Origin of the sequence: Citrobacter sp. Igbk 16, from assembly GCF_028069755.1 — a bacterium.
GTDB lineage: Bacteria > Pseudomonadota > Gammaproteobacteria > Enterobacterales > Enterobacteriaceae > Citrobacter.
Genome location: NZ_JANEWJ010000042.1, coordinates 10,526 through 33,910 on the forward strand (window position 1 = coordinate 10,526; position 23,385 = coordinate 33,910).

Here is a 23,385-nt window from a genome sequence, read left to right on the forward strand (position 1 = left end):
GCAGTGTCTTACGTCTGCACTATGCAACCAGATACCCGGCCCGCCACATGAGCGGGCTTTTTTTTGAACAAAATTAATGAGAAGAACGATGCAAACACAAAAACCAACACTTGAACTGCTCGCCTGCGATGCCGCCTACCGTGAGAACCCAACGGCGCTGTTTCATCAGGTATGTGGCGCACGACCGGCAACGTTGTTGCTGGAATCCGCCGATATCGACAGCAAGGACGATCTCAAGAGTCTGCTACTGGTAGACAGCGCGTTGCGTATTACTGCCCTGGGTGACACTGTCACTATTCAGGCATTGTCGGCGAATGGCGCATCGCTACTTCCTCTGCTGGACGCAGCCCTGCCCACGGGCGTTGAAAACGATAAACAGCCGAACATTCGTCAGTTGACATTCCCCAGCGTAAGCCCGCTGCTGGATGAAGATGCCCGTTTATGCTCACTTTCTGTATTTGACGCGTTCCGTTTGTTGCAGGAGCTGGTCAATGTTCCGGCGCAAGAACGTGAAGCCATGTTCTTCGGCGGTCTGTTTTCCTACGACCTGGTTGCCGGATTTGAAGATTTACCCCAGCTTGAAGCGGGCAACCGTTGCCCGGACTACTGCTTCTATCTGGCAGAAACACTGATGGTTATCGACCACCAGAAAAAAAGCACCCGCATTCAGGCCAGCATCTTTACGCCAAATGACGAGGAAAAACAGCGACTGAACGCCCGCCTGGCACAGTTGAGCCAACAGCTCACCGAACCCGCACCGCCGCTGCCCGTCACTGAAATCCCGCAGATGCAATGCGAATGCAATCAGAGCGATGAAGAGTTCGGTGCCGTGGTACGCGGCCTGCAAAAAGCGATTCGCGCAGGTGAAATTTTCCAGGTGGTTCCATCTCGTCGTTTCTCGCTGCCCTGCCCGTCGCCGCTGGCAGCCTATTATGTGCTGAAGAAAAGTAACCCCAGCCCGTACATGTTTTTCATGCAGGATAACGATTTCACCCTGTTCGGCGCGTCGCCAGAAAGCTCGTTGAAATACGACGCCACCAGCCGTCAGATTGAAATTTACCCGATTGCCGGGACCCGCCCGCGTGGTCGCCGTGCGGATGGCTCGCTGGATCGCGATCTCGACAGTCGTATCGAGCTGGAAATGCGTACCGACCATAAAGAACTTTCCGAACACCTGATGCTGGTAGACCTGGCTCGTAACGATCTCGCACGTATCTGTACCCCAGGTAGCCGCTATGTTGCCGACCTGACCAAAGTCGACCGTTACTCTTTCGTGATGCACCTGGTATCCCGTGTGGTGGGCGAACTGCGTAGCGATTTGGATGTGCTTCATGCTTACCGCGCCTGTATGAACATGGGCACGCTGAGTGGTGCGCCAAAAGTCCGCGCGATGCAATTGATCGCCGAGGCCGAAGGTCGCCGTCGGGGCAGCTATGGCGGCGCGGTCGGCTACTTTACCGCCCATGGCGACCTGGATACCTGCATTGTGATCCGTTCAGCCCTGGTGGAAGACGGCATCGCCACCGTGCAGGCCGGTGCCGGGATTGTTCTGGATTCTGTTCCGCAGTCTGAAGCCGATGAAACCCGTAATAAAGCGCGTGCCGTTTTGCGTGCTATTGCCACCGCGCACCACGCACAGGAGACTTTCTAATGGCTGACATTCTGCTGCTCGATAATATCGACTCATTTACCTACAACCTGGCAGATCAGCTGCGCACTAATGGTCACAACGTAGTGATTTACCGTAACCATATTCCGGCTCAGACGTTAATTGACCGTTTAGCGACAATGAAAAACCCTGTGCTGATGCTTTCTCCAGGGCCTGGCGCACCCAGTGAAGCGGGCTGCATGCCGGAGCTGTTAACCCGCCTGCGCGGCAAACTGCCCATTATCGGTATTTGTCTGGGGCATCAGGCGATTGTTGAAGCCTATGGTGGATATGTCGGTCAGGCGGGGGAAATCCTGCACGGCAAAGCCTCCAGCATTGAACACGATGGGCAGGCGATGTTCGCCGGTCTGGCAAACCCGCTGCCGGTGGCGCGCTATCACTCGCTGGTTGGCAGCAACGTACCGGCCGGATTGACCATTAACGCGCATTTTAACGGTATGGTCATGGCAGTTCGTCACGATACCGACCGCGTATGCGGCTTCCAGTTCCATCCGGAATCGATTCTGACCACTCAGGGTGCGCGTCTGCTGGAGCAAACGCTGGCCTGGGCGCAACAGAAGCTCGAACAAACCAATACGCTGCAACCGATCCTGGAAAAACTGTACCAGGCTCAGACGCTGTCACAACAGGAAAGCCACCAGCTGTTCTCTGCTGTCGTCCGTGGTGAACTGAAACCAGAACAGTTGGCTGCAGCGCTGGTCAGTATGAAAATTCGTGGCGAACACCCGAATGAAATTGCCGGTGCGGCAACAGCATTACTGGAAAATGCCGCCCCGTTCCCGCGCCCGGATTATCTGTTTGCCGACATTGTCGGAACCGGCGGTGACGGCAGTAACAGTATCAATATTTCCACCGCCAGCGCGTTTGTCGCGGCGGCCTGTGGATTAAAAGTGGCCAAACACGGCAACCGCAGCGTCTCCAGTAAATCAGGCTCTTCGGATCTGCTGGCAGCATTTGGTATCAATCTGGATATGAACGCCGATAAATCCCGTCAGGCGCTCGATGACCTGGGCGTGTGCTTCCTGTTTGCACCGAAATACCACACGGGTTTTCGCCATGCGATGCCGGTACGCCAGCAGTTGAAAACCCGCACGTTGTTTAATGTGCTTGGGCCATTGATAAATCCGGCGCATCCACCGCTGGCGCTGATCGGCGTTTACAGCCCGGAACTGGTGTTGCCGATTGCCGAAACACTGCGCGTGCTGGGATATCAACGGGCAGCCGTGGTACACAGCGGCGGAATGGATGAAGTTTCACTGCATGCGCCGACCATAGTGGCAGAACTGCATGATGGTGAAATCAAGAGCTACCAGCTAACGGCGGAAGACTTTGGCCTGACGCCATATCATCAGGAACAGTTGGCTGGCGGCACGCCGGAAGAAAACCGTGACATTCTGAGTCGCTTGTTACAAGGTAAAGGTGAGGCCGCTCATGAGGCTGCTGTTGCCGCGAATGTCGCCATGTTAATGCGCCTGCACGGTAAAGAAGACTTAAAAGCCAACGCGCAAACCGTGATTAATGTGCTGCGCAGCGGTGCGGCTTACGACCGTGTCACTGCACTGGCCGCAAGAGGGTAAATGATGCAAACCGTTTTAGCGAAAATTGTCGCTGACAAGGCGATTTGGGTAGAAGCCCGCAAACAGCAACAACCGCTGGCCAGCTTTCAAAATGATGTTCAACCCAGCACGCGTGATTTCTACGATGCGCTGCAAGGGACACGAACCGCTTTTATTCTGGAGTGTAAAAAAGCCTCTCCGTCAAAAGGCGTGATCCGTGATGACTTCGACCCGGCACAGATTGCGGGAGTGTACAAACATTACGCGTCCGCAATTTCCGTGCTGACGGACGAGAAATATTTTCAGGGTAGCTTTGATTTCCTGCCCATCGTCAGTCGCATCGCACCACAGCCGATTCTGTGTAAAGACTTTATTATCGATCCTTACCAGATTTATCTGGCACGTTTCTACCAGGCCGACGCCTGCCTGCTGATGTTGTCGGTTTTAGATGATGAACAGTATCGTCAACTCGCTGCCGTCGCCCACAGTTTGAAAATGGGCGTGCTGACTGAGGTCAGCAATGAAGAAGAGTTGGAGCGCGCCATTGCGCTGGGTGCAAAAGTCGTCGGCATTAACAACCGTGATTTACGTGACCTGTCGATTGACCTCAATCGTACCCGCCTGCTTGCACCTCGTCTGGGCCATGGTGTCACCGTCATCAGTGAATCCGGGATCAACACCTATGGCCAGGTTCGCGAACTCAGCCATTTTGCCAACGGCTTTCTGATAGGCTCGGCGCTAATGTCCCATGATGACCTGCATACCGCCGTGCGTCGTGTTTTGCTTGGCGAAAATAAAGTCTGCGGACTGACCCGTGCACAGGATGCAAAAGCAGCGTACGAATCTGGGGCCATTTATGGCGGCGTAATTTTTGTCCCAACCTCACCGCGCGCTGTCAGTGTTGAACAGGCGCGAGACGTTATGACGGGAGCGCCGTTACAGTACATCGGCGTGTTCCGTAACGCCGAGATCGCTGACGTCCACGAAAAAGTCACCGCACTGTCGCTGGCCGCCGTACAACTACATGGAAGCGAAGATCAGGCCTATGTCGATGCTCTGCGCAAGGTGCTGCCCGCACAGGTGCAAATTTGGAAGGCACTGAGTGTTGGCGAATCACTGCCTGCTCGTCGCTATCAACATATTGATAAATACGTTTTTGATAACGGCCAGGGTGGCAGCGGTAAGCGCTTTGACTGGTCGCTGCTAAGCGGACAATCGCTGGATAACGTTTTACTGGCTGGCGGACTCGGTGCAGATAACTGCGTCGACGCGGCTAAAACCGGCTGTGCCGGGCTCGATTTTAATTCTGGCGTAGAGTCACAGCCGGGCATCAAAGATGCACGTCTTCTGGCTTCAGTCTTTCAGACGCTGCGCGCATATTAAGGAAAAGGACATGACAACATTACTCAATCCGTATTTTGGTGAATTTGGCGGTATGTATGTGCCACAGATTCTGATGCCTGCACTGCGCCAACTGGAAGAAGCGTTCGTCAGTGCACAAAAAGACCCTGAGTTTCAGGCCCAGTTTACCGACCTGCTGAAAAACTATGCCGGGCGCCCTACCGCGTTGACCAAATGCCAGAACATCACTAACGGCACCAGGACTACGCTGTATCTCAAGCGTGAGGATCTGCTGCACGGCGGCGCGCACAAAACGAACCAGGTTCTGGGACAAGCGTTACTGGCGAAGCGCATGGGGAAAACAGAAATCATCGCAGAAACAGGTGCGGGTCAGCACGGTGTGGCGTCTGCCCTTGCCAGCGCCCTGCTGGGTTTAAAGTGCCGTATTTATATGGGTGCGAAAGACGTCGAGCGTCAGTCTCCGAACGTTTTCCGTATGCGTCTGATGGGTGCTGAGGTTATTCCGGTACACAGCGGCTCTGCCACGTTGAAAGATGCCTGTAACGAGGCGTTGCGCGACTGGTCTGGCAGTTACGATACCGCGCACTATATGCTGGGTACGGCGGCAGGCCCGCATCCTTTCCCGACTATCGTACGCGAGTTCCAGCGCATGATTGGTGAAGAAACAAAAGCGCAGATTCTGGAAAAAGAAGGCCGTCTGCCGGATGCCGTGATCGCCTGTGTCGGCGGCGGCTCAAATGCGATCGGCATGTTCGCCGATTTTATAAATGAAACCAGCGTTGGACTGATTGGCGTTGAGCCTGGTGGTCACGGGATCGAATCCGGCGAGCACGGCGCACCGCTGAAACATGGTCGTGTCGGGATTTACTTCGGCATGAAGTCGCCTATGATGCAGACCACTGAAGGGCAAATCGAAGAGTCCTACTCCATTTCTGCGGGGCTGGACTTCCCGTCAGTCGGGCCACAACACGCTTATCTGAACAGTATCGGACGCGCTGACTATGTTTCGATTACTGATGATGAAGCGCTTGAAGCCTTCAAAACACTGTGTCTGCATGAGGGGATTATCCCGGCGCTGGAGTCTTCCCACGCCCTGGCACATGCGTTGAAAATGATGCGGGAAAACCCGGAGAAAGAGCAATTACTGGTGGTCAACCTCTCTGGTCGCGGCGACAAAGACATTTTCACCGTACACGATATTCTGAAAGCGCGAGGGGAAATCTGATGGAACGTTATGAAAACCTGTTTGCACAACTGAAGGACCGCAAAGAAGGCGCTTTTGTCCCCTTCGTAACCCTTGGCGATCCTTCTGTTGAACAGTCACTGAAAATCATTGATACGCTGATTGAAGCGGGTGCCGATGCGCTTGAGCTGGGTATTCCGTTCTCCGATCCGCTGGCCGACGGTCCAACCATTCAGGAAGCGACCTTACGTGCGTTCGCGGCAGGCGTCACACCGTCACAATGCTTTGAAATGTTGGCACTGGTTCGGCAAAAACACCCAACCATTCCGATTGGTTTACTGATGTATGCCAACCTGGTGTTCAGTAAAGGTATTGACGAATTTTACGCACAGTGCGAGAAGGTCGGTGTAGATTCGGTATTAGTCGCCGATGTGCCGGTTGAAGAATCTGCGCCATTCAGAACGGCGGCATTACGCCATAATGTCGCGCCAATTTTCATTTGCCCGCCTAACGCTGACGAGGAACTGCTGCGCCAGATTGCCTCTTATGGCCGCGGTTATACCTATCTATTGTCACGCGCAGGTGTTACAGGTGCCGAAAATCGTGCAGCGTTACCGTTACATCATCTGGTCGAGAAGCTGAAAGAATTTAATGCCCCGCCTTCTTTACAGGGCTTTGGTATCTCTGCACCGGAACAGGTGACAGGCGCCATTGAAGCAGGTGCTGCGGGGGCTATTTCTGGATCGGCGATTGTCAAAATCATTGAGAAGAATGTTGCAGCACCAGAGCAAATGCTGGCTGAGCTGAAAACCTTTGTCAGTGCAATGAAAGCCGCCACCCATCAGTAAGCTGAAATAACCGCCAGAAACGTCTGGCGGTTTTACCCTTCTTTCGCCTGCTTCATTTTGTACATGGCGTTATCCGCATTCTGGATGGCCACATCCAGTTCGCCCTTCACCTCAGCAACGCCCCATGACACTGACAGCGGTACGGTGTGGCCATCCACCACAAAGACGTGATTGTTGACCTGGCCACTGATACGCTGCGCAATCGCGATAGCATCACTTGTCTGGGAGCGAAACAGCAGGATCATAAATTCATCCCCACCGGTACGAATCACGAGATCGTGGCTGGTACGAGTGTTTGACAACATTCTGTTGGCAATAGTTTGCAGCGCGCGATCGCCTGCGGCATGCCCCCAGGTGTCGTTGACTGCCTTAAACTTATTGCAATCCAGCAGCACCACAGAACAATGTGATAAGTCCCGACGCTTAATAATGTCGAGAATTCGCCGATTAAAGCAGCCAGTCAGCGAATCAATATAGACTTTGAGGTCGCTTTGATTCAGCCACGACTTCAGCGAGAAACTGATCATAATAAAGAAGAATGGTGCCAGCAGTATCACAATTCCGGCGTGCGTATCGCGCACCATAAACCGGCCTAATGCTATTGAGTAGTACAGCGCATATTTTTCTGACAACTTCCGCACCATAATGCGCGTTTTCCCCGTACATTTGCCAGATAAACAGAGGCGCTCATTATTGGATAAATTCACCAGAGCCACATTCAGGCCCGGTGGCATTTGATAGTCAAAAGCATTTGCCAACGCCTCCTGCAACTCCGGCTTTGAATGGTCATAGACCAGATAGGCGACGATTTGATCCGATATCTCTTTCCCGGAAAGGTCATAGATATAGCTCACCACGCTGTAGGCTTTTTCACCGGTAATTTTATCGGTATAAAAATTCGTTGAACTGAGCGCTTTATTCTTGATGTTTTTTTGCAACAAACGGGTATAAAAATCGACTGGCGGATAGAAAAATCCGGTAATGTCCTGCGCCATTTCAGAATCAGAGAACGTAAAATTGCGCGAATCAGAAGGCATAAACCAGTAAAAATAATCCGCATTCTTGGCAATGATGTAACGATGCGCATCAAAACTGCCAGGATTTAACTCATTAACCATGCCGCGAATAAACTCCGCTGCCGTATACATACATATAGCTTTAAGGTTAGCTTGTCGGGCGATAATCGTCCCTGTTGCCGAATGCACCCGCTTTGGGTCGGCATTAATCCCCCATTCACCCGCATTTCGCGGAACAAACTGCGCCGCATTATCACATTGATCGTCATTTTTAATGTGATGGTAGCGCTCACCAATCGCATCGGCGATGAGTTCATTATCATTAAAGATATCCAGCATACGCGCTTGCAGGCGGTTAATCCCTTCACTGGCCGTGGCCATACGCTGTTCGTAGATGATAAACAGAAACAACGAGGTAAATATCAGCGTAATCAGCCCCGATACCAGCAGTGCCTGCCTGTTCCTGAGCTTATCTTGCACAATCTTCACGAGTCCACCCTGATAGTTAACGGTAATGCCAAACCGGTTACCCGTTTATGTTGTTGCATAACAGCGCTGAGTATTAAAAATAATAGTGATCGTCCTGCGGCCCTGATAATGGATGAAAATAAGGTCTCGCCCGTGTACCTAAGTTACAGATTTATACAACAAAAGAACATTTTTGTTAACAAAAATGCAAACTAGTCATCCCCGGCTATCGGATAGCCGGCACGCCGAATCGCCTCCCGACAGTCGCTCACGCCTGCGGCATACCCCGCTTCGATTTCACAAACCGGACTGGCGCTGCAATAAGGTAGTGTGATTTGTGTGGCGATGACCTTTTCCAGGGCTTCCACCCTGCTCATGTAATTCAATAATTCGCGCGCAGCATACACGGCAAACTCTTTCGTATCATCGTCTATGGATGCTTCCATAAGGGAAATTTTTTGTTGTAGCAGCTGACGGGTCAATATCATCGTCAATACCCTCAAAGCCAGTTTGCTTAAAGAGTAGCATTACATCAAAGGGGAGAAAGTCGGGAAGGGAAAAAGAGAGGAGAAAAGCTGGCCGCTAAACGACCAGCCTTTCAGACTGGAATCGCTGACTTAAAAACGATAACCCGCGGAGAACATAAACACCCACGGATCAAGGCGTACGCTGTCGCGCTGCTGGACGCCACCCATTTTATAGCTCGCGGTGGTGTCGATATCCATGTACCAGACTGACATGTTAATCAGCCAGTCGCGGTTGATCAGATAGTCCATACCGACTTGTCCAGCCGCACCCCAGGAGTCTTTCAGGCTCAGATCGGATAAACCCGCCTCTTTTCCGTTGTTGTTAAAACCTTCATCGAAGAAAGTCGTGTAGTTCACACCCACGCCAACGTAAGGACGCAGTTTGCTGCTGGAGTCGCCAAAGTACCACTGCGCCATTAATGTCGGCGGTAAATGATGAACGGTGGCAATATCACCGGTTGCCCCGGTGCCGATCTTATGGCGGAACGGCGTGGCTGCCAGTAACTCAACGCCAATATTGTCGGTTGCCATATACGTGAATGTCAGGCCCAACTGCGTATTGTTGCTGACATCAAAGCCACCCAGGCTTCCCAGCGTACCACCCGCGCCTTCCGTCGGTCTGACGGTAGCCGAACCTGCACGAATAAAGAACTCTCCGGCCTCATGCGCAAATGCGTTCCCAGAGAGAAGAGTTGTTAAAGCCAATGCTGCAACTGTTAATTTTTTCATGTCCGCTCCATCGTTATGGTTATAAAAGCGGAACGAATATACCCACAATGGAGTAATAAGTGATCTAACCTGGATCACATTGAGTTTGATAATTTAACATTTATTGATCCAGATTAAGTTAGAACTTGCATTCAAAATCCTGGTTAAATTAATTCAGATCAATTTTGATATATTTTCACTATGCAAGTACCTTTAGCTCCAACAGGAAGCGTTTGTTATTTGAACGTGATGTACAGAGAACACACAATGATGTTTCAAGATGCTGAAGTCCTGGCCAAAAATTACCGGAGCTTTACAAAGATATGCCTTTCCATACATCGTACGATGCTGCCACTGTAGAGTTATCCAGGGTACAATTGCGCGCAAATGAACACCTGCAAAACTCAAGGAGAGTGCATGTCTATCACGGCGAAATCCGTTTACCGTGACACGGGAAACTTTTTCCGTAATCAATTCATTACCATCTTGCTGGTATCGTTATTGTGCGCGTTTATCACAGTGGTGCTAGGGCATGCCTTTTCTCCCAGCGACGCGCAAATCGCGCAACTGAGCGAAGGGGATCAGCTAACCAGCAGTGTGGGCTTGTTCGACCTGGTACAGAATATGACGCCGGAGCAGCAGCAAATTTTGCTACGCGCTTCTGCAGCATCGACGTTTTCAGGGCTGATTGGTAATGCCATCCTTGCAGGAGGCATCATCCTGATGATTCAACTGATTTCGGCGGGTCATCGGGTTAGCGCATTACGCGCCATTGGCGCCAGCGCGCCGGTATTACCTAAATTGTTTATTCTGATTTTTCTGACTACCCTGCTGGTACAGGTCGGTATTATGCTGGTTGTCGTGCCTGGTATTCTGCTGGCTATCTTGCTGGCCCTCGCGCCAGTGATGGTCGTGCAGGATAAAATGGGCGTCTTTGCCGCTATGCGCAACAGTATGCGTCTGGCGTGGTCTAATATGCGACTGGTAGCGCCGGCAGTAATCGGTTGGTTACTGGCAAAAACGCTGCTGTTGCTTTTTGCGCCAAGTTTTGCAGTACTAACGCCAAACGTAGGCGCGGTATTGGCGAATACGCTGAGCAATATGATCTCTGCTGTGCTGCTGATCTATTTGTTCCGCCTGTATATGCTGATTCGTCAATAAACCCTGAACGCATGCCGGGTGTGTTACCCAATGCTTTTTGATTACGGACTCGAAGAATGAAGCAGTTTCTTGATTTTTTACCGCTGGTTGTCTTTTTTGCTTTTTATAAGCTCTATGACATCTACGCGGCAACCTCGGCGCTTATTGTCGCAACGGCTGTGGTGTTGATTTACAGTTGGGTTCGCTATCGCAAGGTCGAGAAGATGGCGTTAATCACCTTTGTTCTGGTTGCCGTCTTCGGTGGCCTGACGATTTTCTTCCACAACGATGAATTCATTAAGTGGAAGGTTACGGTGATTTACGGACTGTTTGCCGGTGCACTACTGGTTAGCCAGTGGGTAATGAAAAAGCCACTGATTCAGCGCATGTTAGGAAAAGAGCTGACACTGCCGCAGCCGGTATGGTCAAAGCTGAATCTGGCCTGGGCTGTCTTCTTCATCCTGTGTGGACTGGCCAATATCTACATTGCGTTTTGGCTGCCGCAGAACATTTGGGTCAACTTCAAAGTGTTCGGATTAACCGCCCTGACCTTATTCTTCACGTTGCTGAGCGGAGTCTATATCTACCGCCATCTGCCGCAGGAAGATAAATCGTAATATGTGTTCGCCAGATCTGCGGATCTGGCGAATTTTTATCCGCTTGCGTTCTTCGTGGCAGACAAGCTGGCTTACATCCCCTCCGCGCGCCGCATCCCCTCTGTTCTCCGCCCGTAAATTCTAGTAGCATCGCGCCTGTAATCTTTCTCTACAGTCGGTTCTACAATGACAACAACGAATAACACCCCCCAGGGTGAACTGGTTTTACGCACTCTGGCCATGCCTGCCGATACCAATGCTAACGGTGATATTTTTGGCGGCTGGCTGATGTCACAGATGGATATTGGTGGCGCTATCCAGGCCAAAGAGATCGCACACGGCCGCGTGGTGACGGTGCGAGTTGAAGGAATGAGCTTTTTGCGCCCGGTTGCCGTAGGTGATGTCGTCTGTTGCTACGCTCGCTGTGTAAAACGCGGAACGACGTCAATCAGCATTAATATTGAAGTCTGGGTGAAGAAAGTCGCTTCGGAACCCATTGGCCAGCGTTACAAAGCCACTGAAGCCCTATTTATCTACGTCGCTGTAGATAAAGACGGTAAACCCCGTCCGATACCAACACAGGTCTGATAACCAGCGTTAACACCGTTATCAAACCTGCTTGCCGGAGAAGGCCTGACGCCAACTCCGGCACGCCAGTTACTCAATCTGCGCCGTACCGTTCAGACGGAAAACGATATTCACCACCAGGCCAGATCCCGGTTTGCCCGCCTCGTAACGCCATCTGCGCATCGCATTTTTCACTTCACGCTCAAACATATTGGCAGGCTGTGCGGAAAGCACCTCAACATTCTCTACACGGCCATCTGATGTGACATCAAACTTGACCTTCACCCGGCCTTCAATGCGCAGAGCCTGCGCGCGCGCCGGATACTGTGGCTGATTACGACTTAAGGCGCGTGGCCCAGACGGTGCACTAACCGCAGGTTTACTGGTTGCCGGTGCGGTACTGGTTGCTGCCGGACGAGCAGGCGCCGTGTTCTCAAACGGCGATGCCGGACGCGACTCAGCCGGTTTCACGTCACGTTTTGGCTGCTCTTCAACCTTTTTCACCGGTTTCGGCTTCGGTTTTGGCTTAGGCTTCGGTTTCTCGATCACCACCGGTGCCTCTTTTGGCGGTTCCGGTATAGGTTCAGGTTCCGGTTCAGGCTCAACGACAGGCTCCGGCGGTGGTTGAACTGCCTGAGGTGGCTCAAGATCGGCAGGTGCGACCATCGTGATGGAGATCGGCTGCGCGGGTGCAGGCAGTTCAATAACCTGATGTACCGAGGTATACAACAGACCCGCCACTACAGCGCCGTGAATGCCGACGGAAAGTAACGTCGGCCAGGGAAAGCGACGAGGTAAATCAAGGGTCATTGCAGTCATAATCGTTTCAGTTATAAAACCAGGCCTCGATTTTAAATGCAAATAGCAATCATATTCAATAAGCCCATGACAGTAAGCCGCATTTAAAACGCAATTTCATGTAAAAAAACCATTATCTTAATATGGCCTTAACAAAGCTATTATCTTTACGTTGCAGTTACCAGGGCTTTCCAATAACGTAAACGCGACTTTTACCGATCAAGGAGCTCTACCCGTGCTGTATGTAATTTATGCTCAAGATATCGCAGATTCTCTCGAAAAACGTCTTTCCGTACGCCCTGCTCACCTGGCCCGTCTGCAACTCCTCCATGATGAAGGTCGTCTACTGACGGCAGGCCCTATGCCCGCGGTCGACAGTAACGATCCGGGTGCGGCGGGATTTACCGGCTCGACGGTGATTGCGGAGTTTGAATCTTTAGAGGCAGCACAGGCGTGGGCAGATGCCGACCCGTATGTGGCTGCAGGCGTTTATGCGCAGGTTTCGATCAAGCCGTACAAAAAAGTATTTTAAGAAACAGAACGGACAGGAATACATTGGGCACCGCCAGCGGTGCCCTTTTTGGATCAAATGCTATAGATCGCAAACAACAACGAATTTCGTTGATGATTGAGAATGCATTTTCTGATGGAGTGGATACGCATGTTACGGCGCGATTGCCCTTCAAGCCAACGTGCTTTACGGCGGCTAGCCTGACGCAGCATCCGCCAGCGTCCCACTTCCGTTCTACTACGCTTCATGTTAACTACTCTTCCAGTCACAGAGCGGGCATTATACCCCCAGACCGAATGCAGACCAGTGGTTTTCCCGTGTTTTTATTTGCCAGATGACTCCTGATGCGTAAACTCTTAACGATACGCTTTCAAAAGGATTTTTAAATTTATGACAACCTTCTACACCGTGGTGAGTTGGCTGGTCATTCTGGGTTACTGGGTACTCATTGCTGGCGTAACGTTACGCATTCTGATGAAGCGACGCGCAGTACCCTCCGCAATGGCCTGGCTTTTGATCATCTATATACTGCCATTGGTAGGGATCATTGCTTATCTGTCCTTTGGTGAGCTCCACCTGGGCAAACGCCGCGCCGAGCGTGCCAGAGCGATGTGGCCTTCAACGGCTAAATGGCTGAACGATCTCAAAGCCTGCAAACATATTTTCGCGCAAGAAAACAGCAGCGTTGCCTCATCATTATTTAAGTTGTGCGAGCGTCGCCAGGGCATTGCTGGCGTTAAGGGCAATCAGCTACAGCTTCTCACCAGCTCTGATGACGTGATGCAGGCGTTAATCCGCGATATTCAGTTGGCGCGTCACAACATTGAGATGGTGTTCTACATCTGGCAACCTGGCGGTATGGCCGATCAGGTCGCGGAATCATTGATGGCTGCCGCCAGACGGGGGATTCACTGTCGTTTGATGCTGGACTCCGCCGGCAGCGTGGCATTCTTCCGTAGTCCGTGGGCGGCGATGATGCGCAACGCGGGTATCGAGGTGGTTGAAGCGCTGAAAGTTAACCTGATGCGTGTATTTTTACGTCGTATGGACCTGCGCCAGCATCGTAAAATGATCATGATCGACAACTACATCGCTTACACCGGTAGCATGAATATGGTCGATCCGCGTTTCTTTAAACAGGATGCCGGTGTCGGACAATGGGTTGACCTGATGGCGAGAATGGAAGGGCCGGTGGCCACTGCCATGGGGATCGTCTACTCCTGCGACTGGGAAATTGAGACCGGTAAACGCATTTTACCGCCGCCTCCCGATGTCAACATCATGCCGTTTGAGCAGGCTAGCGGACACACCATTCACACTATTGCCTCCGGCCCTGGCTTCCCTGAAGACCTGATCCATCAAGCCTTATTGACCGCCGCATATTCTGCTCGTGAATATTTAATCATGACCACCCCGTACTTTGTCCCCAGTGACGATCTGCTGCACGCCATCTGTACAGCGGCGCAGCGCGGTGTAGATGTCAGCATCATTCTTCCACGCAAGAATGACTCAATGCTGGTTGGCTGGGCAAGCCGGGCTTTTTTCACCGAGTTGCTGGCGGCAGGCGTGAAAATCTATCAGTTCGAAGGCGGGTTGTTACATACCAAAAGCGTGCTGGTCGATGGCGAACTGAGTCTTGTCGGTACCGTAAACCTGGATATGCGCAGCCTGTGGCTGAATTTTGAGATAACACTGGTGATTGACGATGCCGGATTCGGCGGTGACCTCGCCGCGGTACAGGATGATTATATTTCGCGTTCCCGCCTGCTGGATGCACGTTTGTGGGTAAAACGACCACTCTGGCAGCGTATCGCTGAGCGACTGTTTTACTTCTTTAGCCCGTTGCTGTAAAACGTGCCCATCAGACAGTAAACAGGTAGTCATTATGGATATGGATTTGAACAACCGCCTGACCGAAGACGAAACGCTTGAGCAGGCTTATGACATTTTTCTCGAACTGGCGGCGGACAATCTCGATCCGGCCGACATCCTTCTGTTTAATTTGCAGTTTGAAGAACGTGGCGGTGCAGAGTTATTTGACCCTGCACAAGACTGGCAGGAGCACGTCGATTTTGACCTGAATCCTGACTTCTTCGCCGAAGTAGTGATTGGTCTGGCAGACTCAGAAGACGGTGAGATTAACGATATTTTTGCGCGTGTTCTGTTATGTCGCGAAAAAGATCACAAACTCTGCCACATTCTCTGGCGCGAATAATGAAAACAAAAAGCTGCTCTCGCAGCTTTTTTTATTTCTAGTCAGGCAATTTACTTCCGCAGCGATTACAAAATTGCGCGCTGTGCTCATGCTGGCTTTGTTGACACTGCGGACATTTGCGCTGATTTTGCCGATGCTGAAACGCACTGCTCATGTGTGTTGTTATCAATCCTGTCGGGATTGCAATAACCGAATAACCAATCAGGATCAGTACTGACGCAACCATGCGGCCAAGCGGGGTATGCGGGGTAATATCACCATAACCGACTGTCGTAACCGTAACGATTGCCCAATATACCGACGCATTCAGCGTGGTAAAACCATATTTCGGGCCTTCGATCAGGTACATCAGTGCACCAAAGACAATCATCAGAATGGCAATAAACGAGTAAAACAGCATCAACTGATGACGGGCACTTTTAATTGCGCTCCAGAACACACGCAGCGACGGCATAAATCGCAACAGTTTGAGTATTCTCAGTACACGCAGCACGCGCATCGCTCGCCAGGCGAAAACATAACTCAGGCTAATTTCCGGCCATAGCCACATCACATACAGTGGCAGAATCGTCGCGAGATCGATAATTCCCCAAAAGCTAAACACATATTTTGCAGGATTGGCCCAGCAGCACAATCTGAGCAGATATTCGAGGGTAAAGACCAGCGTAATAAAGACTTCCAGCCAGACAAAAATATGCCATTCATCATAGGTTAAATGGTATTGCGTCCCAACCCCAGACTCAATGAAGATAACAATCACGCTCAGCAATGCGAACAGTGCACACATGCCTTCAAAACGGCGCCCCGAGCGTGTATCTAAATCAAATAATGTACGGTAGAGAGTACGGCGAACAGAAGAGACTAAGCCTGACACATTTACCTCACCAAAAAGAAGGGCTGACAGTATGTCAGCCCTCTCGATTATAGCGGGTCTACTTTTAAGCAGGAAACCGCGTGTCGGAAACTCCCTTCAAGTACAGGACGCGTTTTCGCGCATTCTGGTCCGGCGATCGGACAACGCGTGCGGAACACACACCCCGAAGGCGGATTAATCGGGGACGGTAACTCACCTTCCAGCAGTTGGATAACCTTGTTCCTCTCCATATCAGGATCGGGAATTGGCACCGCTGACATTAGCGCTTTGGTATAGGGATGCAGCGGATTATGGTACACCTCGTCATAGGTCCCTAATTCCACCGCATGCCCGAGATACATCACCAGCACGCGATCGGAAATATGTTTAACCACTGCCAGGTCATGGGCAATGAAGATTAATGATAAACCCATCTCACGCTGTAATTGCTGCAACAGGTTAACAACCTGCGCCTGAATCGACACATCCAGCGCGGATACGGGCTCATCACAAATTATCAGCTTCGGCTCAAGGATCAACGCGCGGGCAATACCAATACGCTGGCACTGCCCACCGGAAAACTCGTGCGGATAGCGGTTAATCAGGTTAGGTAGTAACCCCACTTTCATCATCATCGCCTTTACGCGGTCACGAACTTCCTGCCCAGGCAGATTCGGGTGATAAGTCCTCAACGGTTCAGCGATAATTTCACCGATGGTCATACGCGGGTTTAGCGATGCCAGTGGATCCTGGAAAATCATCTGGATGTCACTGCGTACCGCCCGCCACTCATCGGGTTTCATGCCAAGCAAATCTTTGCCGAGCCAGGCGACTTTACCATCGGTCGCTTTTACCAGACCGATAATCGCACGCGCAAACGTCGATTTCCCGCAACCGGATTCCCCCACCACACCTAATGTTTCGCCCTCATACAGACGTAGTGTCACGCCATCAACGGCTTTCAGCGTTTTCGACGGTTGCCAGAACCACTGTTTACCATCTTTGATGTCGAAATGGACTTTCAGATCGGCAATTTCGAGGAGTACTTTTCGTTGTTCGGTTACCGCATTCATACCAGTTCCTCCACCGGTTTAAAGCAGGCACGCAGACGGCCCGGACTAAACTCTTCCAGTGGCGGAGCACTGCTACAGATTTCCATGGCATGCGGGCAACGGGGCTGGAACGGGCAGCCTTTCGGTAAACGCAACAGGTTCGGCGGATTACCCGGGATAGTCAGCATTTCTTCCCCTTCGGCATCCAGACGTGGGACGGCATTGAGCAGGCCAATCGAATACGGATGAACAGGCTTATAAAAGACATCGCGCGCACTACCATATTCCATCGTGCGTCCGGCATACATCACCAATACTTTGTCGCAAATACCGGCAACAACACCGAGGTCGTGGGTAATCATGATAATTGCGGTATTGAATTCACTTTTCAGCTCATTCAGCAGCGTCATGATTTGCGCCTGAACCGTAACATCCAGCGCAGTAGTGGGTTCATCGGCAATCAGTAACTTTGGCCTGCACAGTAGCGCCATGGCGATCATCACACGTTGACGCATACCGCCGGAGAATTCATGCGGGTACATTTTCATACGCTTACGCGCTTCCGGCATTTTCACCGCATCCAGCATTCTGACTGACTCTTCAAAGGCTTCTGCTTTGCTCATACCTTTGTGTAGCATCAGCACTTCCATTAACTGTTCGCCGACCCGCATATACGGATTCAGAGAGGTCATGGGGTCCTGGAAGATCATCGAGATTTGCTCGGCGCGCAGTTTGTTCAGCTCACGCTCCGGTAAGTTCAGGATCTCACGACCGTTGAATGTAGCAGAACCGCCAATACGGCCATTTGCGGCCAGCAGGCCCATCAAGGCAAATGCAGTCTGCGACTTACCTGAACCAGACTCACCAACGATACCCAGCGTTTCCCCGGCACGTAGTGAAAAGTTTAAATCGTTTACTGCAGTAACATCACCATCTGGGGTGGCAAACGTCACACGCAGATCGGTCACGTTCAGCAGTGCGTTAGCCTGTTGTTGCGCGAGCGGCGCGGTTGAGGTCTCAATTACGCTCATGGCGGCACTCCTTAACGGTCTTTCGGGTCGAGGGCATCACGCAAGCCATCGCCAATAAAGTTAAAACAGAATAGCGTCACCACCAGGAACCCTGCCGGGAACAGCAGTAACCATGGCGATACTTCCATCGAGTTGGCACCATCACTGAGCAATGCGCCCCAGCTACTTAGCGGCTCTTGTGTGCCAAGTCCCAGGAAGCTCAGGAACGATTCAAACAGGATCATGCTGGGAACCAGCAACGAGGCGTAGACCACCACTACACCCAGTACGTTTGGCACAATGTGGCGCACAACAATACGCACGGTAGACACCCCACCGACCTGGGCTGCTTCAATAAACTCTTTGCGCTTCAGGCTCAGCGTCTGGCCACGAACGATACGCGCCATGTCAAGCCAGGACACCATCCCAATCGCCACAAAGATCAGCAGAATGTTTTGCCCAAAGAAGGTGACCAACAGAATAACGAAGAACATGAACGGGAAGGAGTTAAGGATTTCCAGCAGACGCATCATCACGGAGTCGATTTTACCGCCCAGGTAACCCGATAGTGAACCGTACAGCGTGCCCACAATCACCGCCACCAGCGCCGCCGCAATCCCCACCATCAACGAGATCCGTCCTCCAATTGCCACCCGCACCAGCAGGTCACGACCGGATGAGTCAGTGCCAAAATAGTGCCCGGACTCCGTATCAGGCGCGCTGGACATCATGCCCCAGTCGGTATCGAAGTAGGTAAACTGCGACAACATTGGCGCCAGGGTCACAAACAGCGCAATAATCACCAGTACCACGAGGCTGGCTACTGCCGCCCGGTTATGCATAAAGCGTCGACGCGCGTCCTGCCACAGGCTACGGCCTTCGACCTCCAGCTTCTCACTGAAATTTTCCAGCGCTTCGCTGTTTTTCTTACTTAACATCATAGCGAGCTCCAGTATCAGTAACGGATTTTCGGGTCGATTACGGCATACAGCACATCGACAATCGCGTTAAACACGATGGTCAGCGCACCGACCAGAATAGTCAGGCTCAGTACCAGCGAGTAATCGCGGTTTAATGCGCCATTCACAAACAGCTGCCCAATACCCGGTAAACCATAGATAGTTTCAATAACCATCGAACCGGTAATGATGCCGACAAACGCGGGGCCCATATAGGACAACACCGGCAACAACGCAGGTTTTAACGCATGGCGGAAAATAATCCGTCGCATCGGTAACCCTTTAGCACGCGCGGTCCGAATAAAGTTAGAGTGCAGCACTTCAATCATCGAGCCGCGGGTAATACGCGCAATACTGGCAATGTAGGCCAGGGATAGCGCCACCATTGGCAGGATCATAAATTTCAGCGCCCCACCATTCCAGCCGCCACCGGGTAGCCATTTCAGTGTGATTGCAAATATCATGACTAATAAGGGAGCAACGACAAAACTGGGGATCACCACCCCGGTCATCGCCACCCCCATAACTGTGTAATCCCACCGCGTGTTTTGCTTCAACGCGGCGATTACGCCCGCACTGACGCCGATCACCACCGCCAGAATAAAGGCCGCAGCCCCCAGCTTCGCGGAAACCGGAAAGCTTGACGCGACCAGGTCATTAACGGTGTAGTCTTTATATTTAAAGGATGGCCCAAAATCACCGTGCGCCAGCTGTTTCAGATAGCTAAAGTACTGCGTTGAGATCGGGTCATTAAGATGGTATTTCGCTTCAATATTCGCCAGAACTTCTGGCGGTAACGCGCGCTCTCCGGTGAAAGGGCTACCCGGCGCGAGACGCATCATAAAGAATGAAATCGTAATAAGAATAAATAGCGTCGGAATCGCTTCCAGACAGCGGCGTAATATAAATTTCAACATTGCCCGTACCTTCTGGCGTGTGCCTTTATACCCGTCATACTTCAAGCTGCAGGTGCGTTGGCTTTACTCGCTCACGCCAGGAGCTTACTTAAGTAAGCTCCTGGCGTGAGCGAGTAAAGCCTTCCTGCAACGTGAATTATTTAGGGTATACCTCTCTTTGTCTAAAGAGGTATTTATAGTTCGAAGAAAAAGACACTGTGGGGCAAAAATGATTGCCCCACGTCTTGCCATTAATGCTTGATAATATACAAGTCTTTAACGTGGATATTATCCATCGGGTCTTTACCGGAGTATCCGCCTACCCAAGGTTTCACCAGACGGGCGTTAACGTAGTAGAACACCGGTACAATTGCAGAGTCTTTATCCAGCAGCTGTTCTGCTTGCGAATACAGTTCACTGCGCTGAGCATCATCAGTTGCTTTCAGGGTATCAGCAATCAACTTGTCAAATGCAGGGCTCTTATAGTGGACGGTGTTGTTGGAGCTGTCAGACAGCACCATATTCAGGAAAGACGTCGGTTCGTTATAATCCGCACACCAGCCTGCGCGTGAAACGTCATAGTTGCCCTGATGACGCGTATCGAGGAACGTCTTCCACTCCTGATTTTCCAGCTTCACGTTCGCACCCAGATTTTTCTTCCAGATGGATGCCGCAGCGATAGCCAGCTTCTTGTGCAGATCGGAGGTGTTATACAGCAGATCAAAGGTCAACGGTTTATCTGCGGTAAAACCAGCTTCGGCCAGCAGTTTTTTCGCTTCTTCGTTACGTTTTTCCTGTGACCACTTGAACCACTCTGGCTCAACCAGTTTAGCGCCATCAGTATATGGCGGGGTAAAGCTATAGGCAGGCAGATCGCCCTGGTTTTTCACTTTGTTGACGATAATGTCACGATCCAGCGCCAGCTTCAGGGCGGTACGAACACGAACATCGTTGAACGGTGCTTTTTGGTTGTTAATTTCGTAATAATAGGTGCACAGGTAAGGATCAACGTGAACTTCGTTCGGGATCTCTTTTTTCAGTTTCTGGAATAACTCAATCGGCATGTTGTTATAGGTCATGTCGATTTCACCGCTGCGATAGCGGTTCACGTCAGTCACTTCAGAAGAAATTGGCAGGTATGTAACCTGGTTAATAATGGTTTTCGCGTTGTCCCAGTAGTGGGTATTACGCTCAAGAACAATACGCTCGTTGACAACCCAGTCTTTCAGTTTATAAGAGCCGTTAGAAACGATGTTAGCGGGTTGGGTCCATTTTTCACCGAATTTTTCCACCACTGCTTTAGGCACAGGTGAAAGAGAGGAGTGCACAAGTAGTTTGTAGAAATAAGGAACAGGTTCGCTCAGAGTGACTTCAAAGGTATGGTCGTCAATCGCTTTTACACCGAGATCGGTAACTGGCTTCTTACCGGCGATGATGTCATCAATATTGACAATATGTCCGTACTGTAAATAGCTGGCGTACGGTGAAGCAGTATTAGGGTTCGCCAGACGTTGCCAGCTATAGACGAAATCTTGTGCGGTAACGGGCGTTCCATCAGACCATTTAGCGTCTTTACGCAGATGGAATGTCCAAACTTTAAAATCTTTATTTTCCCATTTATCAGCCACGCCCGGTGATGGTTTGCCATCAACGTCACTGATTAATAAACCTTCAAATAAATCACGGTTAATGTTGGATTCCGGTACACCTTCGATTTTATGCGGATCGAGTGACTGGACTTCCGAACCATTATTACGCACCAGAGTCTGCTTCTCAGCCAACTGTACGCCTGCTGGTACTACTGCTGCTGTAGCAACATTTCCAGCGATTAGCGCAGTTAGGATCCCCGCAGCTACTAAACTTTTTTTAGTGATGTTAGTCATTGTGTTTGTACTCCCTCATTATTATGGCTGGTTTTATAACCAGACTGTTAATCCTGTCAGGATCCCTGTACGGCACCGGAGATTTTCTACCGTCAGGTGTTTTTTTGTTTACTGCTCGCTATCACCGACTTTATTTATTCTGACGATTCGTTTGATCGCCTTGCGTCGATTATCTACGTGCCTCCCCTGCCGGAAGCACGCTATTATCCTGTTGAGAGAAACTAACTGAAAATGATTCTCATCAACGTGAAATCTTCTGCTAAATACCTGGCCGGAAAGTATCAAATGCGTTTCTTCACCGCCAATACATTTTACAGATTTGTTAACCAATTCTCTTTTATCGAAAAAAAACCGCACTAAAAAATCATCAAAAAAGCAATTTTTCAACAATAAAATCAATTAATTCAATGCATTGCATGAGACACCCAGTTCATCACCCTGTCCGGCATCGAAGAGACGTCAGAATGCACATAAATTTAACAATTGGTTATTAATTAGCACATTCATCTAAATTAGGTGCTGAAATAACTAATATCATTTCGATAATCCTTCAGCAAGCCCCAGAGTATGATGTTAATAAAATAACAATGCAGCCCTGTTTCATCTGTTCTGCGGAAAAGGTAATTGTGTTTAAAATCAATACATAAAAATGCAGTTGGCTATCATCATTTTTTAGTATTGCTATGCCACTTTTCAACTTTCGTGAGAAGTTTTACTGACAATGGAGGGAAACGGAGCCAGAGAGCAGCTCCGTTTATATTGAATGGGTGTATTCAGGCAAGTAAACCCGGGAAAATGGACTTGATACCGGTCACAATGAACTCAATACCCAACGCCATGAGTAACAACCCCATAATACGCGTAATGACGTTGATGCCGGTTTGTCCCAACAGGCGAACCAGCCATGGCGCCATTCGAAACAATCCCCAACAGCACAGCGCAAACAGCGCAATTGCCACGAAAAAACCAAACAGATTAATGGCACTATGATAACGCGTGCCCCAGACGATCGTTGAGCTTATTGCCCCCGGCCCCGCCATTAACGGCAGCGCTAACGGGACAACGCCAATGCTCTCGCGTATTGCCGTCTCCGACTTTTCCTGCTTGTTTTGCTTATCTTCCCCAAGTTTTCCGCTGATCATCGACATCGCGATAGTCACGACCAGGATACCACCAGCAATCCTGAACGAATCAATTGAGATGCCAAACAATTGCAGAATTCCATCCCCCAGAAACAGAGAGGTCCACAGAATGATAGCAACCGACAGGTTTGCCGTAAGGTTGGTTTTATTGCGTGCGGCAGCGGTCTGGTAGCTGGTCATGCTGATAAAGACAGGGATGATCCCTACCGGATTGACCAGGGCAAATAACCCGATGAAAAATTTAAAATAAACAGGGAAATCGAATAGCGTATGGATCACGGTTAGCTCCGAAGCGTTAGCCGGATAAAATGAGTCATAAAAATTGATGAAATCCGCGCTGAAGATACGCCTTTTGTCAGCATACTTCACCTGCTATCTGCGTATATCTACGTAAATACGCTACCATTACTCAGTGTTATTAATATG

Annotated in this window: 23 protein-coding genes, 1 pseudogene and 1 other annotated feature (1 of these 25 running past the window's edge); of the genes and pseudogenes, 12 read left to right on the forward strand and 12 right to left on the reverse strand. The window is 50.6% G+C overall.

Translation table 11 applies throughout. The features are described 5' to 3' along the window. Window positions 1-65: a sequence feature (Trp leader region), on the forward strand; it begins 30 nt to the left of the window's first position. Between the two features lie 23 nt (window positions 66-88). Genes NNO03_RS20525 through trpA form a run of 5 tightly spaced genes read left to right on the forward strand, consistent with a single transcriptional unit; the run spans window position 89 to window position 6,618 of the window. Continuing rightward, entirely contained in the window at window positions 89-1,651 is a 1,563-nt protein-coding gene (locus NNO03_RS20525) for an anthranilate synthase component 1 (protein ID WP_271450388.1), read from the forward strand. Further along, entirely contained in the window at window positions 1,651-3,246 is a 1,596-nt protein-coding gene (trpD, locus tag NNO03_RS20530) for a bifunctional anthranilate synthase glutamate amidotransferase component TrpG/anthranilate phosphoribosyltransferase TrpD (RefSeq protein WP_202038509.1), read from the forward strand. Before NNO03_RS20525 ends, trpD begins: the two co-directional genes overlap by 1 nt. 3 nt (window positions 3,247-3,249) lie before the next feature. Continuing rightward, complete coding sequence (gene trpCF, locus NNO03_RS20535) at window positions 3,250-4,608, forward strand: bifunctional indole-3-glycerol-phosphate synthase TrpC/phosphoribosylanthranilate isomerase TrpF (RefSeq protein ID WP_271450393.1); 1,359 nt, start codon at window positions 3,250-3,252, stop codon at window positions 4,606-4,608. A gap of 10 nt (window positions 4,609-4,618) precedes the next feature. Further along, on the forward strand, window positions 4,619-5,812 hold the full coding sequence (gene trpB, locus NNO03_RS20540) for a tryptophan synthase subunit beta (protein ID WP_202038508.1): 1,194 nt from the start codon (window positions 4,619-4,621) through the stop codon (window positions 5,810-5,812). Then, entirely contained in the window at window positions 5,812-6,618 is an 807-nt protein-coding gene (gene trpA, locus NNO03_RS20545; protein ID WP_271450389.1) for a tryptophan synthase subunit alpha, read from the forward strand. Before trpB ends, trpA begins: the two co-directional genes overlap by 1 nt. A 32-nt stretch (window positions 6,619-6,650) precedes the next feature. Here the strand turns inward: trpA and NNO03_RS20550 are convergent, their stop codons facing one another. The 3 genes from NNO03_RS20550 to ompW all read right to left on the reverse strand — a co-directional run bounded on the left by NNO03_RS20550 (window position 6,651) and on the right by ompW (window position 9,358). Further along, a complete protein-coding gene (locus tag NNO03_RS20550; protein ID WP_271450390.1) occupies window positions 6,651-8,123 on the reverse strand; it encodes a GGDEF domain-containing protein in 1,473 nt (490 codons plus the stop codon). 191 nt (window positions 8,124-8,314) lie between these two features. After that, window positions 8,315-8,590: a hypothetical protein gene (locus NNO03_RS20555; protein WP_271450391.1), complete on the reverse strand. Its 276-nt coding sequence runs from the start codon at window positions 8,588-8,590 to the stop codon at window positions 8,315-8,317. A gap of 129 nt (window positions 8,591-8,719) precedes the next feature. Then, entirely contained in the window at window positions 8,720-9,358 is a 639-nt protein-coding gene (gene ompW / locus NNO03_RS20560; protein WP_040233206.1) for an outer membrane protein OmpW, read from the reverse strand. Between the two features lie 281 nt (window positions 9,359-9,639). Here ompW and NNO03_RS20565 point away from each other — a divergent pair. From NNO03_RS20565 to yciA, 4 genes and pseudogenes are all read left to right on the forward strand, one after another. Beyond that, a pseudogene (locus NNO03_RS20565) lies at window positions 9,640-9,726 on the forward strand (YkgJ family cysteine cluster protein); the annotation flags it as partial. Window positions 9,727-9,754: 28 nt separating this feature from the next. Next, entirely contained in the window at window positions 9,755-10,498 is a 744-nt protein-coding gene (locus NNO03_RS20570; protein ID WP_040233207.1) for a YciC family protein, read from the forward strand. Window positions 10,499-10,554: 56 nt separating this feature from the next. Beyond that, on the forward strand, window positions 10,555-11,094 hold the full coding sequence (locus tag NNO03_RS20575; RefSeq protein ID WP_003020667.1) for a septation protein A: 540 nt from the start codon (window positions 10,555-10,557) through the stop codon (window positions 11,092-11,094). Between the two features lie 165 nt (window positions 11,095-11,259). Next, a complete protein-coding gene (gene yciA / locus NNO03_RS20580; RefSeq protein ID WP_048211486.1) occupies window positions 11,260-11,661 on the forward strand; it encodes an acyl-CoA thioester hydrolase YciA in 402 nt (133 codons plus the stop codon). Window positions 11,662-11,730: 69 nt separating this feature from the next. On the opposite strand, the gene tonB is transcribed toward yciA, so the two are convergent. After that, window positions 11,731-12,459 (reverse strand): TonB system transport protein TonB, encoded by a 729-nt coding sequence (gene tonB, locus NNO03_RS20585; RefSeq protein WP_271440930.1) that lies wholly within the window; start codon window positions 12,457-12,459, stop codon window positions 11,731-11,733. A gap of 214 nt (window positions 12,460-12,673) precedes the next feature. Between tonB and NNO03_RS20590 the strand changes: the two genes are divergently transcribed. Further along, window positions 12,674-12,970, forward strand: a complete 297-nt coding sequence (locus tag NNO03_RS20590; RefSeq protein ID WP_271450392.1) for a YciI family protein — start codon at window positions 12,674-12,676, stop codon at window positions 12,968-12,970. Window positions 12,971-13,023: 53 nt separating this feature from the next. Here the strand turns inward: NNO03_RS20590 and NNO03_RS20595 are convergent, their stop codons facing one another. Continuing rightward, window positions 13,024-13,197 carry a YciY family protein gene (locus NNO03_RS20595; RefSeq protein ID WP_005126414.1) on the reverse strand — a complete coding sequence of 58 codons (174 nt, stop codon included), beginning with the start codon at window positions 13,195-13,197 and terminating at the stop codon, window positions 13,024-13,026. A gap of 142 nt (window positions 13,198-13,339) precedes the next feature. Here NNO03_RS20595 and cls point away from each other — a divergent pair, with 142 nt between their 5' ends. Next, a complete protein-coding gene (cls, locus tag NNO03_RS20600; RefSeq protein WP_048211484.1) occupies window positions 13,340-14,800 on the forward strand; it encodes a cardiolipin synthase in 1,461 nt (486 codons plus the stop codon). A gap of 34 nt (window positions 14,801-14,834) precedes the next feature. Further along, window positions 14,835-15,164: an HI1450 family dsDNA-mimic protein gene (locus tag NNO03_RS20605; protein ID WP_040233211.1), complete on the forward strand. Its 330-nt coding sequence runs from the start codon at window positions 14,835-14,837 to the stop codon at window positions 15,162-15,164. Window positions 15,165-15,201: 37 nt separating this feature from the next. On the opposite strand, the gene NNO03_RS20610 is transcribed toward NNO03_RS20605, so the two are convergent. The 7 genes from NNO03_RS20610 to ychE all read right to left on the reverse strand — a co-directional run bounded on the left by NNO03_RS20610 (window position 15,202) and on the right by ychE (window position 23,238). Continuing rightward, window positions 15,202-16,038, reverse strand: a complete 837-nt coding sequence (locus NNO03_RS20610; protein WP_137381706.1) for an ion transporter — start codon at window positions 16,036-16,038, stop codon at window positions 15,202-15,204. 47 nt (window positions 16,039-16,085) lie between these two features. Continuing rightward, window positions 16,086-17,090: a murein tripeptide/oligopeptide ABC transporter ATP-binding protein OppF gene (gene oppF, locus NNO03_RS20615; protein ID WP_048211482.1), complete on the reverse strand. Its 1,005-nt coding sequence runs from the start codon at window positions 17,088-17,090 to the stop codon at window positions 16,086-16,088. Then, the gene (oppD, locus tag NNO03_RS20620; RefSeq protein WP_124021107.1) at window positions 17,087-18,100 is read right to left on the reverse strand and encodes a murein tripeptide/oligopeptide ABC transporter ATP-binding protein OppD; all 1,014 of its coding nucleotides are present in this window, start codon (window positions 18,098-18,100) and stop codon (window positions 17,087-17,089) included. Before oppD ends, oppF begins: the two co-directional genes overlap by 4 nt. 11 nt (window positions 18,101-18,111) lie before the next feature. Next, on the reverse strand, window positions 18,112-19,020 hold the full coding sequence (gene oppC / locus NNO03_RS20625) for an oligopeptide ABC transporter permease OppC (protein WP_048211481.1): 909 nt from the start codon (window positions 19,018-19,020) through the stop codon (window positions 18,112-18,114). A gap of 14 nt (window positions 19,021-19,034) precedes the next feature. Then, window positions 19,035-19,955, reverse strand: a complete 921-nt coding sequence (oppB, locus tag NNO03_RS20630) for an oligopeptide ABC transporter permease OppB (RefSeq protein WP_005126405.1) — start codon at window positions 19,953-19,955, stop codon at window positions 19,035-19,037. 230 nt (window positions 19,956-20,185) lie between these two features. Then, complete coding sequence (gene oppA, locus NNO03_RS20635; protein ID WP_040233217.1) at window positions 20,186-21,817, reverse strand: oligopeptide ABC transporter substrate-binding protein OppA; 1,632 nt, start codon at window positions 21,815-21,817, stop codon at window positions 20,186-20,188. A gap of 773 nt (window positions 21,818-22,590) precedes the next feature. Continuing rightward, on the reverse strand, window positions 22,591-23,238 hold the full coding sequence (ychE, locus tag NNO03_RS20640; protein WP_137381703.1) for an NAAT family transporter YchE: 648 nt from the start codon (window positions 23,236-23,238) through the stop codon (window positions 22,591-22,593). Window positions 23,239-23,385 lie beyond the last annotated feature (147 nt).